Genomic DNA, 15,496 nt, shown 5'->3' on the forward strand with positions numbered 1-15,496 from the left:
ACTGTCCGTCCGTCGCCTAGGAAACCCGAGGGGCCCGGCGTCGTACCTCGTCTGGCGGAAATCAACCCGAACAGTACGCCGCCTGGCAACCACGGACCAATCCCTAACGCCCGCTAGCAGCTAGGCAACCCGAAAGGTACGCCGCCCAGCAAATAACGACGACGATGACCCCCGCCAGCGGCGAGGAAACCCGAGTGGGGTATCGCCTAGCCCTCGACGACTGTTGGGATGATCATGGGCTTGCGGCGAAGCTTGCGCGAAACCCAGCGGCCGATGACGCGGCGCATAGCCTGCTGCATCTGGTGGGTGCTCGACTTCGGGTTGTTGACGGCGTCGTCGAGGGCTTGGCGCACGCCAGGCATGATCTCGTCGAAAACGGAATCGTCCTCGGCCATGCCGCGGGCCTGAATGTGCGGGCCGGACAGAACCTTGCGCTTGTCCATATCGACCACCGCGAAGATGGCGATGAAGCCTTCCTCGCCAAGAGTGATGCGGTCGGTGAGCTCTGCCTCGGTGATTTCGCCAACCGAGCTGCCGTCCACATACACGTAGCCGACCGGAACCTCGCCGACGATCTTCGAGTGGCCAGCGACCATGTCGATCACGGTTCCGTTTCGGGTCAGCAGCACGTTCTGCGCCGGCACGCCGGTGGATACGGCGAGCTTGCCGTTCGTCACAAGATGGCGGGCCTCGCCGTGTACGGGCATGACGTACTCGGGCTCAACCACGTTGTATAGCACGAGGATCTCCCCCGAGTACGCGTGGCCAGAAACGTGCACGTGCGCGTTGCCGGAGTGGATGACCTTGGTGCCGAGCTTGGTCAGCTGGTTGATGAGCCGGTTGACGGATTCCTCATTGCCCGGGATGAGCGAGGAGGCGAAGACAACCGTGTCGTTCGGACCCACTGTGATCGAGCGGTGCTGACCGTTGGCGATTCGCGAGACGGCGGCCATCTGCTCGCCCTGCGAACCGGTGGACATGTACACGATTTCGTCGTCGGGCAGATTCGCCGCCTGATTCAGGTCGACGAGCGTGCCATCGGGAATCGAGAGGTAGCCGAGGTCGTGGGCGATGCCCATGTTGCGCACCATCGAACGGCCGACGAAGCAGACCTTGCGGTTGTACTTGGCTGCGGCGTCGATGACGAGCTGGACCCGGTGAACGTGCGAGGCAAATGAGGCGACGACGACCTTGCCGCGCGCCTGGTCAATCGCCTCTTCGAGTGCGGGAGCGATCGTCACCTCGGACGGCACGAAGCCCGGAACTTCGGAGTTCGTGGAGTCGACGAGGAACAGGTCAACGCCCTCGTCGGCAACACGCCCGAACCCGCGAAGATCGGTCACGCGGCCATCGAGTGGCAGCTGATCCATCTTGAAGTCGCCAGTATGGAGCACGGTGCCCGCATTCGTGCGGATCGCAACCGCGAGCGCGTCAGGGATCGAGTGGTTGACGGCGATGAACTCGCATTCAAAGTTGCCGATCTTTTCCACATCGCCTTCTTCGACGACGAGCGAGTGCGGCTTGATCTTGTGCTCTTCGAGCTTGGCCTCGACCAGGGCGATCGTCAGTTTCGACCCGATCAGCGGAATGTCCTTACGCAGACGGAGCAGGTAGGGCACGGCGCCAATGTGGTCTTCGTGGCCGTGGGTGAGAACGATGCCGTCGATCTGGTGGAGCTTGTCCTGCAGATAGTCGAAGTCGGGAAGGATGAGGTCCACGCCCGGCTGGATGACTTCTGGGAAGAGCACGCCACAGTCAACGATGAGGATACGGCCGTCAATTTCGAAGACGGTCATATTGCGGCCAACCTCTTCGATGCCGCCTAGAGGCACGATTCGCAGAGTGCCGTTGTCAATGGATGGGGGAAGATTAAGTTCAGTCACGCGTCCATTATCTCACGCTTTGGCCTGTGCCCTAATTTATCCCCTCTCAGAGAAGTCGCTCCCCCACCGGGATGATACGCGCCGGCTTGTCGGCAAGCACCTGCACTAGCGTCAGCAGCCCGACTTACCGCCAGCTGCGCGGCAGACCGCCAGCAGCCCGCAACCGCCAGCAGCCTGCTTTACAGGTAGCCGTCAGCCTCGAGCGCCACTCGAAGGTTCTCGATTTCCGCCTCGGACGCTCCCACCAGCGGCAAGCGCACAGCCGCCGATGGCATGACGCCGAGCAGCTTCAGGGCCTCCTTGGCCATGACGGCGCCCTGTCCCCCGCCCATGATGGCCTCGATGATCGGCGCCTGCTTGGTGAATTCGGCGCGAGCTGCGGGCAGATCGCCGTCGTCGACTTCCGTCACGAGCGCACGCAGCCCGGCGGCGATGACGTGCCCGGCAACGGAGACGACGCCGGACGCGCCGTGAGCGAGCCAGGCGAAGTTGAGCGCGTCGTCGCCGGAGTAGTACTCCAGGCCGGTGCGCGTGATGCGCTCGAAGCCCTGTGGCACGTTGCCGGTGGCATCCTTGACGGCCTTGATGAGCGGGTGCTCGGCGAGGCGGTCGAGCGTGACGTCTGAGATGGCGACGCCGGTGCGCCCTGGGATGTCGTAGACCATGACCGGCAGGTCCGTGGACTCGGCAATCGCGATGATGTGCTGGTAGACGCCCTCTTGCGAGGGGCGGTTGTAGTACGGCGAGACGACGAGCAGGCCATCCGCGCCCGATTCTTGCGCGCCCTTGGCGATTCGTACGGCGTGGGCGGTGTCGTTTGAGCCGGCGCCCGCGACGATCATGGCGCGGCCGTCAACGGCGGCCTTCACTTCGCGGACGAGCTCGTTCTTTTCGGGCTGGTGAGTGGTCGGAGATTCGCCCGTCGTGCCCGAGAGGACGAGGGCGTCGCAGCCGTCGTTCACGAGCTTGTCAGCCACCTTGACGGCGCTATCGATATCGATGGAGCCATCCGCGTGGAAAGGGGTGACCATCGCAACAGAGACTGAACCAAATGAACGAGAGGGTAATTGAGCCATGCACATACCCTAGCCCGGCCCTGCGGCCAAGCGGCAGACCTTTCGAGATTCGGACCGTTCAGTGACACAATAGCCTCGTGACTGACGTGAAATCCGTGCGCCCGGCTCGGCGCGACGACGCACTGCCCATGGGTCAACTCCAGGCGGAAGCCATGTTCGAAGCGATTAGCGCGGGCCTTGACCGGCGAGCCTCTGACGTGGTGCGCTCCCAGCTCGAGGTGGGCTCCCTCGCCTCCACGTGGATGATGACCATCGGCAACCTGCCCTCCGATAAACACCACGTGCTCGTGGCCGTGACTGGGAACGAGGTGCAGGGCTTTGCCGCCGTCGCACCCTCGGCCCCGGCGATTTTGGACGGCGACGACGAAGACGGACTCGACGCCGAGACCGGCGAGCCGCGGATCGCTTACGAGATCACGAACTTCCACGTGCCGATGAAGAATGCTGGGCAGGGCCACGAGGCGCGATTGCTGGCGGCGATCACGGACATCCTGGTGGACGCCACCGAGATCCACATGTGGGTGATTGCCGGCTACGACCAGCAGACCCACTTCCTCAACGGCTCCGGCTTCGCCCCTCGCCCGATCCGGCGGGTTGCCGAGATCGACGGCGGCGAGGTCGCCGAGCACCTGTGGTGGACCACCCTGACGAGCGACGCGCAGTAGGCGCGAGCAGGTCACCTGCCTCGGAAACGAGCAGCTCCGCAACATCGGCGGGCAGGCCCGGCGCGATGTGGTCGCGAACCATCTCAAGTTGAGTCAGCTCACGCGGAAACTCCTCCCGGCTCGCGTTGTCTTTCCATGCGCCAAGGGAAGCGACGCCGGCGCGGAAGGCGCGGCTGAGGTCCTCGTATTCGAGGTCGCTAACGATGCCGCGCTTGATACCAAGCTCCCACGCCCACTCGAGCCAGCGATCAAAACCGCCCTCGGGCTTGGACGTCAAGAACAGGACGCCGCCAAAGTCAAGAAGAAGACCCGCCGGCTTGACGGGGGCGATGGAGGTGGTCCCGGCCTGAGCAACTGCGTGCGTCATGTACATTCCTAAACCGTTCCAACTGCTGACGTCTTTGAATGTACGGAGGCGAAGTGACCCGATGGTGGAATCAAAGTGAACGTTTGTGGAACGTTCCAAATACGGTGTCGCTACCCCGCGCGCATCTGGTACGAATAAAGATATGACTCCCCGCCGACCCACCATCATCGACGTCGCACGCAAGGCTGGCGTCTCAAAATCGCTGGTCTCACTCGCCCTGCGGGGCTCGACGAGCGGAACCGCAGGTTGCACCCTCGCCCTGACCAGCTAGTCGAGCAGCGCCCGGAGTTCGGCGGCGGACAGGGCCGACGCCGTTTGGACGTCGTCGGACGAGATGACGCCCAGTAACCGCCGCTTGGCGTCCTGAAGCGCCACCACCTTTTCCTCGATGGTGCCGCGCGAGACGAGGCGGTACACGTGAACCGGCCGGGTCTGGCCGATGCGATGCGCGCGGTCGACCGCCTGCTCCTCCGCCGCCGGGTTCCACCACGGGTCGGTGAGGATCGCGTAGTCCGCCATCGTCAGGTTCAGCCCGGTGCCGCCCGCCTTGAGCGAGATGAGGAACACCGGCGCCTCACCCCGGGCGAAGCGCTCGATGAGCGCCGGGCGGTTCGTCGTCGAGCCATCCAGGTACAGATACGGGATGCCCGCGGCGTCCAGCCGGGCGGCGATGAGTTTGAGAAAGCGCGTGAACTGGCTGAAGACGAGGGCGGTGTGCCCCTCGGCGACGAGGTCGTCGATGAGCATCTCGAGCTGATCGAGCTTCGAGGGCGGGGCCGCAGAATCCTCGTCGAGGAGGCGCGGGTCGATCGCGAGCTGGCGAAGGCGCGTGAGCGCGGAAAGTATTTCGATCCGATCCTCATCGCCGAGCCCCATGACACGGTGCCGCTCCTTTTCCAGCTGCACGTCGTACAGACGCCGATGCGCACCGAGCAATTCCACGCCGAGCACCTGTTCCTGCTTGGGTGGCAGGTCGAGTGCCACGGCACCTTTCGTGCGGCGCAGAAGGAACGGCGAAATGCGCCGCCGCAGCGTTGCGACGAGCTCACGGGCATCCTCGCTACGTGGACCGGTGAGGCCAGCGGCCTTTTCGATCGGCTTGCGGAACGCGTCATTGAACTTCTCCGAGCTCCCGAGCAACCCGGGAGCCGCCAGAGCGAACATCGCCCACAACTCCCCCAGATTGTTCTCGATCGGAGTGCCGGTGACGGCAAAGACCGTGGGCGCGCCGAGGCTCGCCGCCACCGCGAAGCCCTTCGACTTCGGATTCTTCACGTTCTGCGCCTCGTCGAGGATGAGGCCCGTGATTCCAAGCTCGCGATAGGCCTCGGCTTCCAGACGCATGAGGGTATAGGAGGTGACGACGACGTCGGCGCCGGCAGTCGCGTCGGCTAGACTCGCACCGCGGATTCGTTCGGTCGCCTCAATGCCCACAACCTTCAGGCTCGGCGTGAACCTGCGAGCCTCGCTCCCCCAATTGCTGACCACCGAGGTCGGCGCGACGACGAGCCACGGCCCACGCGCGCTACCCTCCGTCCGCTGGCGATCATGCAGTATCATCGCGAGGCTCTGAACGGTTTTGCCCAGGCCCATGTCATCGGCGAGAACGCCGCCGAGGCCGGCGTCGCGAAGCCGCGCCAGCCACTCGAAGCCCTCCACCTGATAGGGGCGCAACGTGGCGTCGAGACCCGCGGGAATCTCGATCGGCCCGGCGTCGCTCATGGTGCGCACGGCCTCGAACCAAGCGTGCTGGGATGCACTGACCACGCCCAGATCGAGAAGCTCTTCCCACCACGAGGTTCGTACCTTGGGCACGCGAAGGCCTGTGCGCCGCCCGTCGCCAAGGTTCCGAGCCTCGGCGATGAGATCCTTCAGCTTGGCCAGGTCCTCGCTCTCGAGGTCAAGATAGGCGCCATCGATGTACGCGAAGTCCTTGCCGGACGCGAGCGCGCGCAGAAGGTCGGCGATTTCCACCTGCACGCCGTCCACGAGCACCCGCATCTTGAGGTCGAGCCAATCGCGGCCCTCCTCGACGTCCACATCGAGGCGCACATCCTTCGCGCGCCGGTACGCAGGCCCGTCGTCAATCACCTCGACGCCCTCGGCGCGAAGGCGCTCAATGAGCGCGGGCAGTTGGAGCAAATCCTCCCCCGTCACCCGTGACGTGCCCAGCAAGATTTCGTCCACCATGACGGGGCAGAGTTCAGCCACGATCGCCGTGATCTCGGCGCGAATCTCACGCTCCTTCTCGGCCTGGCGCGTCGCATCGGGCGCCGACCAAAGCATGTAGGGGCGGCCAGTCTTCCCGCGCACGTCGGTGTACGCCCACTCCCACGTGGCCGTCACCAGCGGGTATGGCTCGCCGACCGTCGTCGTCAGAGTTAACCGAAGCGTCGGCTCGGGCGGGGCTGGCAGCTCGTAATCGTGGGTCAGAATCGGGGCGTGGCGGCTCAGGCGGGGCAGGTACTCGCGCTCGAAATCCTCGCGATCGCCCGGCGGGATGATGATCTCGCGATCGTCAAACCGGCTCCACTCATCGGTGGGCACGGGATCGAAGAACGCGAGGCGCAGGCCATCTGAGTCCCAGACGGCTCCTTGGCGCGGTTGGCCAAACAGCATGTAATCGGGCGTCATGCGCGGATGGGAGATTCCGGTGAACACGTGAAGGGAGCCCTGCGAGTCGGTCACGTCGATGAACGGGATGATCGGCTCGTCGTCGATCGTCACGGGTTCGTAGGTGCGCGCATCGACAAGCGCAACACCCGCATCGACCATCCGCCTGAGAAACTCTCCGACGAACGGCGAGTTGACGTAGTTGAGCATGATGGAATCCGAGGCGACGACGACGCTGGAGACCGCACCGATCTGGCACGACGAGATGAACTCGGCGATCGCCGCCACCTGCTCGGGCACGTACTCGGGCAGCCTTCCGCGCTCGAGCGCGGAGAACGAGATTCCCGACTTCGCCCACCCGCCGCGCTTGCCTTGGCGCAGCGGGAACACGATGAGCCGCCCGCTACTCGTGCGCTGTTTCCACACGGGAATATCGGGGTTGAGCTCTTGGGGCGGCTCGAAGTCGATGGCGATGGCGAGCGGCGAGGGGTCGGTATCCACCTGCCCAAGCACCTGGTCGAGTTCGCGCCGCCAACCAGAGCGCATGGGGCTTTTCGCAGCGGCGAACACCGAGGATGGCAGCAGGTCGAGGGCGATCATCGTGGCAGACACGCAGTGCTTGCAGTTGTATCCCACCGGGCACGAGCACCGCCCGTAAAACTCGGTGATCTCCCCGGCGTCGAGGCTGTAGTCGATCCACTGATCGTAGATGTTTCCGCCACTGCCCTGGGTCGACGCCTCGATCGTCGTGTCCGTTTTCGTGGCGGTGGATTTGCCTTGGGTGGCGTAGATCAGCCCGCGAGCCAGCGAGCCCGCGTCAACGAAATGTTGCAGACCGTAGAACTGTGCCACGTGCCCTAGATGTCCAGCAACGGCTCAAGCCCGTAGGTCAGACCTTCGCGCGATCCCACCGAACGCACGGCCAGCAAGATTCCGGGCATGAACGACTCACGCCCGAACGAATCCTGCCGGATCGTCAGCTGTTCGCCCGGATTGCCAAGCAGGATCTCCTCGTGGGCATACAGGCCGCGCAGTCGCACAGCATGCACGTTGACGCCCTCGATCACTCCCCCGCGGGTCCCGTGCGGATCGGTCTCGGTGGCATCCGGGCTGGTCATCCCGGCCTCGGCCCGTGCCTCACCGATGCGTTGAGCGGTCGTGGTAGCCGTTCCCGACGGCGCGTCCACCTTATCCGGATGATGCAGTTCGATGACTTCCACGGATTCGAACATAGTGGCCGCCTTGTGTGCAAAAGCCATCGCCAACACGGCTGAGAGCGCATAGTTGGGGGCAATGATGGCGTTCTTGCCCACACGCTTGGCATGGCGTTCCACCTCGGCAAGGCGCTCGTCCGTCCAGCCCGTCGTACCAACGACCGCGTGGGCTCCGGCGTCGAGAATGGCGTGCACGTTCGCGTCAGTCGCGCTCGGCACGGTGAACTCAACAACCACCTCGGCGCCCTCGAGGGAGTCTGCCGAAATCTCATCATCATGATCGAGGCGCGCCACGAGTTCAAGATCCTCGGCGCCCTCAATAGCCTCACACACGGACTGGCCCATACGGCCGGCCGCTCCAACAACTGCAATCTTCATCTTCACTCCTTGCCCGTGATTCTAACTCGCCGGTCCGACAGTCACGCGCGAGTGGGGCCGGCTCGCGAATTCTTGCGCCACCGACTGAATATCGGCGGCGGTCACGGCCCGGGCCTCGGCCACCAGCTCATCGACCGATTTTAGCGAGCCGCGCACGATTTCCGCATAGCCTAAGCGCCCTCGCCTAAAGGAATTATTCTCGGCCGCGAACGTGAGCTGCGCGCGCCGCTGATGGAACGCCGTCTCGACTTCCTCGTCGCTCACGCCGTTGTCCGCAATATCGTCGAGGCAATCCGACATGATCTGCGCGACCTTATCTGCCACCTCAGGCGCGCACTGCGCCGACATCGCGGCGATACCGCCCTCGTGATGCGTGGCCGACCAGGCGTAGGTCGTGTACGCCAGCCCGCGCTTTTCACGCACCTCGTTAAAGAGGCGCGACGATTGGCCTCCGCCCAGCACGGTTTCGAGCGCGAGGGTTGCGGACTCGCGCTCGTCTTTCAGTTTGATTCCTGGCATTCCGACGACGACGGCGCTCTGGCGCCCCGGACGTTCGACGAACGCCGTCTCGCCACCCGTGTAGTCAATGCTGTGGATCATGCGCCGGTTGGCCGGTGCGCGATCGGGCAGCTCCCAGCCGGCGGCCTCGAGGAGGGAGCTAATCATCGCGGTGAGCTCGCCATGGTTGACCGCCCCCGCCGCCGTGACCACGAGTTCGCCCGGATGGTAATTCGTTCGGTAGTTGTCGATGATATGCCTGTGCTCAAGGCCGAGGACCGTCTCGTGCGTGCCACCGATCGGGCGCGCATGCGGGTGATCGCCCATAACGAGCTTCAGGATCTCTGACTCCGCGACTGTCGGCACGTCGTCATCCGAGGCTGAGAGCTCCTCGAGAATGACCTGGCGCTCCAGCTCCATGTCCTCCTGCTCGAGCTTGGAGCGGACGATCATGTCCACGAGCAGATCGAGCAGCTGTGGCACGTCACTTTCAAAGACGCGCCCGTAGTAGACCGTGTACTTGCGCGAGGTGGCCGCGTTCAGCGTGCCACCGAGGAAGTCTCCGAGGGCGGAGATATCGGAGGCGCTACGGGTGTCGGTGCCCTTGAACATGAGGTGCTCAAGGAAGTGCGTGGATCCTTCCGTGCCCACTTCCTCGTCGCGAGACCCCACTCCGACACCCAGCCCGAGCGATACCGACTTTTGCCCCGGCACGTGCTGAGTGATGACGCGAATGCCGCTCGGCAGCAGCGTGCGCTGGGTAAGAATTCCGGCGTCGTCAAACTCGACCGTGCCGGGTTCAATCAAAGGAAACTCAATAGCGATGGCAGCTCTACTCTCACGTGTCATTGCCCTGTGGTGAGCGAGCGCCTCGGCGCTCATCCACGGGTGCTACTAGACCGGTGGCCCGGAATGAATCCGGGCCACCGAGTTAGTGATGCGTGTCCGTCACCGCGGATTACTCGTCGTCGTTCTCGCGCGTGCGCGTGCGACGACGACGGCGCTCGCCACGGGGGCGATCCTCACCATCGCGGCCACGGCGCTCGTTGTTACGACCGCGCGGACGCTCGTCCTCCTCCGACTTGTTCTCTTCCTCGGAAGCGAGCTGCTCATCGGTAAGAACTGCGTGGAGTGAGAGCTTGCCGCGCTGATCGATTTCAGCGAGCTCGACTTCGACCCTGTCTCCAACATTGAGGACGTCTTCGACCGCGTCGATGCGCTTGCCACCGACGAGACGACGGATCTGCGAGATGTGCAGGAGGCCATCCTTGCCCGGCGAGAGCGAGATGAACGCGCCGAACGTAGTGGTCTTGACGACGGTGCCGACGAAACGCTCGCCAACTTCCGGCATCTGCGGGTTCGCGATCTGGTTGATCGTGTCACGTGCCGCGTCAGCAGCCGTGCCGTTGTCAGCGCCGATGAACACGGTGCCGTCGTCCTCGATCGAGATCTCAGCGCCGGTGTCCTCCTGGATCTGGTTGATCATCTTGCCCTTGGGGCCGATGACCTCGCCGATCTTGTCCACCGGGATCTTCACGGAGATGATACGCGGCGCGGTCTCGGCCATCTCGTCCGGCTCAGGCGCTGCCTGATCCATGAGGTCGAGGATAGCGATACGCGCATCGTGAGCCTGCTGCAAAGCAGCTGCGAGGACCTCTGCCGGGATGCCGTCGAGCTTGGTGTCAAGCTGGAGAGCCGTCACCATGTCGCGCGTACCGGCAACCTTGAAGTCCATATCGCCAAGAGCGTCCTCTGCACCGAGGATGTCGGTCAGAGCAACGTAGCGCTGCTCGCCGTCGATCTCACCGGAGATAAGACCCATCGCAATGCCTGCAACGGATGCCTTCAGCGGAACGCCAGCGTTGAGGAGCGAGAGGGTCGACGCGCAGACCGAGCCCATCGACGTCGAACCGTTCGAACCGAGGGCCTCGGAGACCTGGCGGATCGCGTACGGGAAGTCCTCGCGCGAGGGAAGAACCGGAACCAGGGCGCGCTCGGCGAGCATGCCGTGGCCGATCTCGCGGCGCTTGGGCGAGCCGACGCGGCCAGTCTCACCGGTCGAGTAGGGCGGGAAGTTGTAGTGGTGCATGTAGCGCTTGGATGTGATGGGCGACAGGTTGTCGAGCTGCTGCTCCATCTTCAGCATGTTCAGGGTGGTTACGCCCAGGATCTGGGTCTCGCCACGCTGGAACAGTGCGGAGCCGTGAACGCGCGGGAGTACCTGCGTCTCAGCGGTGATGGTACGGATCTGATCCGGTGCGCGGCCGTCCATACGCACGCCCTCGGTCAGGACTCGGCGACGCATGGCCTGCTTCCAGTGGGCGTTAACCGCGAGGGTCAGCGCCTGCTCGCGCTCCGGGTAGGCGTCAGCCATCTCGTCAACGATCTTCTGGGTAAGCTCGTTGAGCGCTTCGTCACGCTCATGCTTGTCAACGATGCCCCACAGGTCATCAAACGACTTGTCGAGCTTAGCGCCGACGGCGTCGTACTCTTCGTCCTCGTACGGGAGGAAGCGCGGGAGCTCTTCGGTCTCCTTGGCGGCCTTGTCTGCGAGCTCAGCCTGAGCTTCGCACAGCACGCGGATGTGCTTCTTGGCAGCCTCGAGGCCTTCAGCAACGGTCTCCTCGGTCGGCTTGACGCCGCCCTTGTCAACGTTGTCGGTCACGTGGTCGCCAGCTTCTGCTTCAACCATCATGACGGCGATGTCTTCACCGACGATACGGCCGGCAACAACCATCTGGAACGTGGCGTCAGGCAGCTGGCTGAACTTCGGGAAGGCAACCCAGTCGCCGTCGATCAGCGCGATACGCACGGCGCCGATCGGGCCGGCAAACGGCAGGCCAGACAGCTGGGTGGACATCGCGGCGGCGTTCATTGCGACGACGTCGTATGCCTCGTCCGGGTGCACCGCGAACACGGTGGCAACAATCTGGACCTCGTTACGCAGGCCCTTGGCGAATGCCGGGCGCAGCGGACGGTCGATGAGGCGGCAGGTGAGGATGGCATCGGTGGTCGGGCGGCCTTCGCGGCGGAAGAACGAACCGGGGATGTGGCCTGCTGCGTACTGACGCTCTTCGACGTCAACGGTCAGCGGGAAGAAGTCGAAATGCTCCTTCGGCTGGTTGGACACGGCCGTCGTGGCGAGAATCGTGGTCTCGTCATCGAGGTAGGCCAATGCCGAGCCGGCTGCCTGGCGTGCAAGCAGGCCGGTTTCAAAGCGGATAGTGCGGGTGCCGTGCTCGCCATTGTCAATGACGGCTTCGGCAAACTTTACGTCTGGACCCTCCATGGATCTCCTTTTCTTCGTGCCCGCGGCCATCGATTGTCATCACCGCTTCGGGAGCGGTGACCACAACCGAGGACCGTCGGGAATCGTCTTTCAATCTCGTGGAGGCTGGGGCCTCCGATTATTCAAGGTGTCTCACGTGACGTGTGAGGAACGAGAATCGGCCCGCTCCATCGATGGGGCGGGCCGAGTCAGCATCTAGCGGCGAAGGCCGAGACGCTTAATAAGTTCGCGGTAACGCTCGATGTTTTCCTTCTGCAGGTAGGACAGGAGGCGCTTACGCTTACCAATGAGCAACATCAGGCCGCGGCGCGAATGGTGATCGTGCTTGTGGCTGCGGAAGTGCTCGGTCAGTTCGGTAATGCGAGCGGTCAAGAGTGCAACCTGTACTTCAGGAGAGCCGGTATCGCCCTCGTGAGTCGCGTATTCCTTGATGATCTCGTCCTTACGCTCCTTGGTCAGAGCCATACGATTCTCCTTCTACTCGTTGCACGGAGCCCGGGGCATGTTCTCCCGAGCAATGACGCTCCGTGGCCGATCAAACGGCTCCACAAGTCTAGCATGCAGGCACGAAGGTCCCACCTGTCAGTTTGGGTGAGATGCGCCTCTACAACGGCGCCGCGCGAGCTCAGCGCGCCGTGACGTCCTCGGGATTGACACGATACGAGACCGGCACGCCGAGAATCTCTGCTGCTTTGCGCAGATCGTCGTCCATTTGCTCCTGCAGGGCGTCCACCGAATCGAGCTTGAGCATCGGGCGCACGTAGTCCACGAAGTCGATCGCAATCTCTTCGCCGTACAGATTCAGGTCCGCGCGCCCGAGCGCGTGGGCTTCGACCGTGCGCACATCCCCGTCAAACTGGGGGTTCGTGCCGATGGAGATTGCCGCTGGAAGGTGGACGGTCGCCGTCGAGTCTGGCAGGCGCCGGACAATCCAACCGGCGTATACACCGTCGCGCGGCACCTCGCCCACGCCCTCCCCCGGAAGGTTTGCCGTGGGGAATCCAAGTTCGCGGCCGCGCTTGAAGCCGTGTTCGACCACTCCGCGTAGCCGGTGGGGGCGCCCGAGAATCTTGGCCGCCTTCCGCACGTTGCCCTGGTTGAGCAGTTCGCGGATCCACGTGGATGAATAGCGTCGGCCCGACCCCGCCCCGAGATCGTCGATGAGCGTGACGTCGATTCGATCCCCGCCGTAGTTGCACAAGAACGCGCCGTCCCCGGCATTCATTTTGCCGAACCGCACGTCCTCACCGACCACAACGGCCTTGGCCCCCAACTTCTCAATGAGCTGGTGGTCGATGAAGTCTTCCGGCGTCGTGCTCGCGTAGTCGAGGTCGTATTCCTGGATAACGACGACGTCGATCCCCGCGGCTTCCAGCATGTTCAGCCGGTCGTCCATCGTAGTGATGAGTGGCATCTCGACGTCGGGGCGGTGAACGTGGCGCGGGTGCGGATCAAAGGTGAGGGCAACGGCGTCGTATCCGAGCTCGCGAGCCTGCTTGACGGTTTCGTTCAAAATGGCGTTGTGGCCCTTGTGAACGCCGTCAAAGATACCGATGGTCACAACGGATGGACCAAGGTGATAGTCCTCGGTCGAATGAACAACTTTCATTTATGCTCCGCGTAGGCCGAGCTGCTCACGCCCGTCGGACATGTCACGCGGGGCGTTAGCCGGCGTGTTCTCCGTGTGCTGGCCGCGGCGCTTGCCCTGTCCACCGCACTGGCAGCCACCGCCGCCGTGGCCGTGACCCTTTCCGTGCCCGCGTCCGTGTCCCTGGTGTCCGTGTCCGTGGCCGTGGCCACCGCATCCGCATTTTTCAGTCATGGGCATATCGTAGCCGATCTGCGCGGTAAAGCCTTAGCGGATGCCTCCGCCACCGCCGCCCCCGCCGAAGGAGCCGCCACCGCCTCCCAGCGATGAGAAGCCTCCGCCTCCCGAGGCCGAGGAGGTGGCCGATGTGTACGAACGCCGCATGCTCGTGGAGAAGTAGTAGCCGGTGATGACGGCTGAATCCGAGAGGTAGGTATTGTTCGTGTAGTACGGATCGACGACGTTGAATTGCTTCGCCACTTCTTCCGCGATACCGAGGTAGCCGGCCCAGATCATGTAGGAGTCCCACAGCATGACGTTGGAGGCGCCGCGTTCATTGAGTAATGAAAAGTCGCGCAGGTAATTTTTCAAGCCCTCGATACGGTTTTTGAGTGCCATGCCAGACGTCGTCAGGCGCCTGTCGATACGCGGAAAAATGCCCAGCACCTTCGTCTTCGTCTCGCACATGAGCCCGTTCGCGAGAAGAAACCCTTCCGAGTATTCATTCGCAGCCGTTTGCCAGTCGGCGACCAGCTGAGTGTTCTTGCGCGTGAACTGTTCGATCTCTTTGCGCTGAAGAACCCCGTCCTTGCGGGCCGCTTGCACGATGAATCCCCAGTAGTCCGCCTCGACCTTCGTCCGCAACACTGGCGCGTGGACGAGGGCAAATGCAGATTCGTCCCGCTTGAAAATCCACCCTGCCTCGTGGGTCACTTCGCGCAGTGCACCCTCGCGGATCCACTGCAAGAGAAGCGCCGTGGCGAGATCCGGCAGCGCCTCACCGTGGATCTTGAAGATGTTGACGATCGGTCCGTCGAATGGGATATCCCGCCAGTAATTCTCGCGTCCAATTGTTGGCGGCTCGGACGTTCGATACAGTCCGCGGCGGCGCGCGTCCTCGTTTTTCTTCTTGGAGCTAACGGCGGCAACGATGCCCATGAGTGCGCCTACTGAGCCCACCACAATCCCGATCGCCCCAGCAATACTCGATCCGGTGGATTCGTCGGTCTCCTGCCAAAAGCCCGGGTCAGAATCAGCGCCCTCGTCGCCGTCCCATATCGAGCCTTCCTTCGCCATGTCCTCGAGGGAATCCGAGGTGTGAGGCAAGGCGACCGATGAGGTAAATGGCGCGCCTGGGAAGATCGCAAGCATCGTCATGTAGTTATCGGTATCGATGGCGGAATCGCTCGTCATCGTCATCGCATCTGGTGTGATGTTTGTGCGACCGTGGTAGCCAAAGCCCCACAACCGCGAGTTCTCCTTGGTGTAGCGGAAGCCGTCGGTATTCGTCAGTGAGATATCGACGGAGTTCGTGTACGTCATGTTGCGCGGGATGAATTCCCAGTAGACGGTCTGCGCGCCGTCTTCGAGGGTATAGACGAAGTTCGTGATCCGATACGTCATCACGGCTGTGTGGGTTCCGTACTCACCGAAGCCGAAGGCGAGCTCGTATCCGTCGTCGAGTCTCACGACGCCGGATTGCCCAGCCTTATCCTGCCTGCTTCGGTTCACGTCCCACTCCCCCACGTCGGTCAGGTGCTGGCCGTCCAAGACCACGGAGAAGTCCCTGATGTCAGACTCTCCCAGGTTCTCGATGGAGATGTAGTGTTCGGTGCCCTCGTGAGCTTCGAACGTACGTGTATCGGTGATGATCGCCGAGCCGTCAGATTGCACCTCGGCAACGATGTCGATGCTGTGAATCGTCG

13 protein-coding genes are annotated in these 15,496 nt (G+C 63.3%); 2 read left to right on the forward strand and 11 right to left on the reverse strand.

Annotation, left to right across the window (positions count from 1 at the left end):
• Nucleotides 1-206: 206 nt before the first annotated feature.
• Entirely contained in the window at nt 207-1,883 is a 1,677-nt protein-coding gene (locus ACHFFR_RS08890; RefSeq protein WP_394263909.1) for a ribonuclease J, read from the reverse strand.
• 179 nt (nt 1,884-2,062) lie between these two features.
• A complete protein-coding gene (dapA, locus tag ACHFFR_RS08895; protein WP_394263910.1) occupies nt 2,063-2,959 on the reverse strand; it encodes a 4-hydroxy-tetrahydrodipicolinate synthase in 897 nt (298 codons plus the stop codon).
• A gap of 77 nt (nt 2,960-3,036) precedes the next feature.
• Here dapA and ACHFFR_RS08900 point away from each other — a divergent pair, with 77 nt between their 5' ends.
• Nucleotides 3,037-3,624, forward strand: a complete 588-nt coding sequence (locus ACHFFR_RS08900) for a hypothetical protein (RefSeq protein WP_394263911.1) — start codon at nt 3,037-3,039, stop codon at nt 3,622-3,624.
• On the opposite strand, the gene ACHFFR_RS08905 is transcribed toward ACHFFR_RS08900, so the two are convergent.
• Nucleotides 3,515-3,991, reverse strand: coding sequence for a hypothetical protein (locus tag ACHFFR_RS08905; protein WP_394263912.1), 477 nt, complete (start codon nt 3,989-3,991; stop codon nt 3,515-3,517). The genes ACHFFR_RS08900 and ACHFFR_RS08905 overlap by 110 nt on opposite strands.
• Before the next feature lie 142 nt (nt 3,992-4,133).
• On the opposite strand from ACHFFR_RS08905, the gene ACHFFR_RS08910 reads away from it, so the two are divergent.
• A complete protein-coding gene (locus tag ACHFFR_RS08910) occupies nt 4,134-4,262 on the forward strand; it encodes a hypothetical protein (RefSeq protein ID WP_394263913.1) in 129 nt (42 codons plus the stop codon).
• Here the strand turns inward: ACHFFR_RS08910 and ACHFFR_RS08915 are convergent.
• The 8 genes from ACHFFR_RS08915 to ACHFFR_RS08950 form a co-directional block, all read right to left on the reverse strand.
• On the reverse strand, nt 4,259-7,456 hold the full coding sequence (locus tag ACHFFR_RS08915) for an SNF2-related protein (RefSeq protein ID WP_394263914.1): 3,198 nt from the start codon (nt 7,454-7,456) through the stop codon (nt 4,259-4,261). The genes ACHFFR_RS08910 and ACHFFR_RS08915 overlap by 4 nt on opposite strands.
• Before the next feature lie 5 nt (nt 7,457-7,461).
• A complete protein-coding gene (dapB, locus tag ACHFFR_RS08920) occupies nt 7,462-8,196 on the reverse strand; it encodes a 4-hydroxy-tetrahydrodipicolinate reductase (protein ID WP_394263915.1) in 735 nt (244 codons plus the stop codon).
• A 21-nt stretch (nt 8,197-8,217) separates the two neighbouring features.
• The gene (locus ACHFFR_RS08925; RefSeq protein ID WP_394263916.1) at nt 8,218-9,543 is read right to left on the reverse strand and encodes a M16 family metallopeptidase; all 1,326 of its coding nucleotides are present in this window, start codon (nt 9,541-9,543) and stop codon (nt 8,218-8,220) included.
• A 109-nt stretch (nt 9,544-9,652) separates the two neighbouring features.
• Entirely contained in the window at nt 9,653-11,983 is a 2,331-nt protein-coding gene (locus ACHFFR_RS08930) for a polyribonucleotide nucleotidyltransferase (protein WP_394263917.1), read from the reverse strand.
• Nucleotides 11,984-12,178: 195 nt separating this feature from the next.
• On the reverse strand, nt 12,179-12,448 hold the full coding sequence (gene rpsO / locus ACHFFR_RS08935; RefSeq protein WP_394263918.1) for a 30S ribosomal protein S15: 270 nt from the start codon (nt 12,446-12,448) through the stop codon (nt 12,179-12,181).
• A 160-nt stretch (nt 12,449-12,608) separates the two neighbouring features.
• Nucleotides 12,609-13,592 carry a bifunctional riboflavin kinase/FAD synthetase gene (locus tag ACHFFR_RS08940; RefSeq protein WP_394263919.1) on the reverse strand — a complete coding sequence of 328 codons (984 nt, stop codon included), beginning with the start codon at nt 13,590-13,592 and terminating at the stop codon, nt 12,609-12,611.
• Entirely contained in the window at nt 13,593-13,805 is a 213-nt protein-coding gene (locus ACHFFR_RS08945; RefSeq protein WP_394263920.1) for a hypothetical protein, read from the reverse strand.
• A 33-nt stretch (nt 13,806-13,838) separates the two neighbouring features.
• Nucleotides 13,839-15,496 (reverse strand): DUF2207 family protein (locus tag ACHFFR_RS08950; RefSeq protein ID WP_394263921.1); only part of this gene is annotated, 1,658 nt, incomplete at its 5' end.

Source organism: Trueperella sp. (assembly GCF_043424875.1).
In the GTDB taxonomy this organism is placed as follows: Bacteria; Actinomycetota; Actinomycetes; order Actinomycetales; family Actinomycetaceae; genus Trueperella.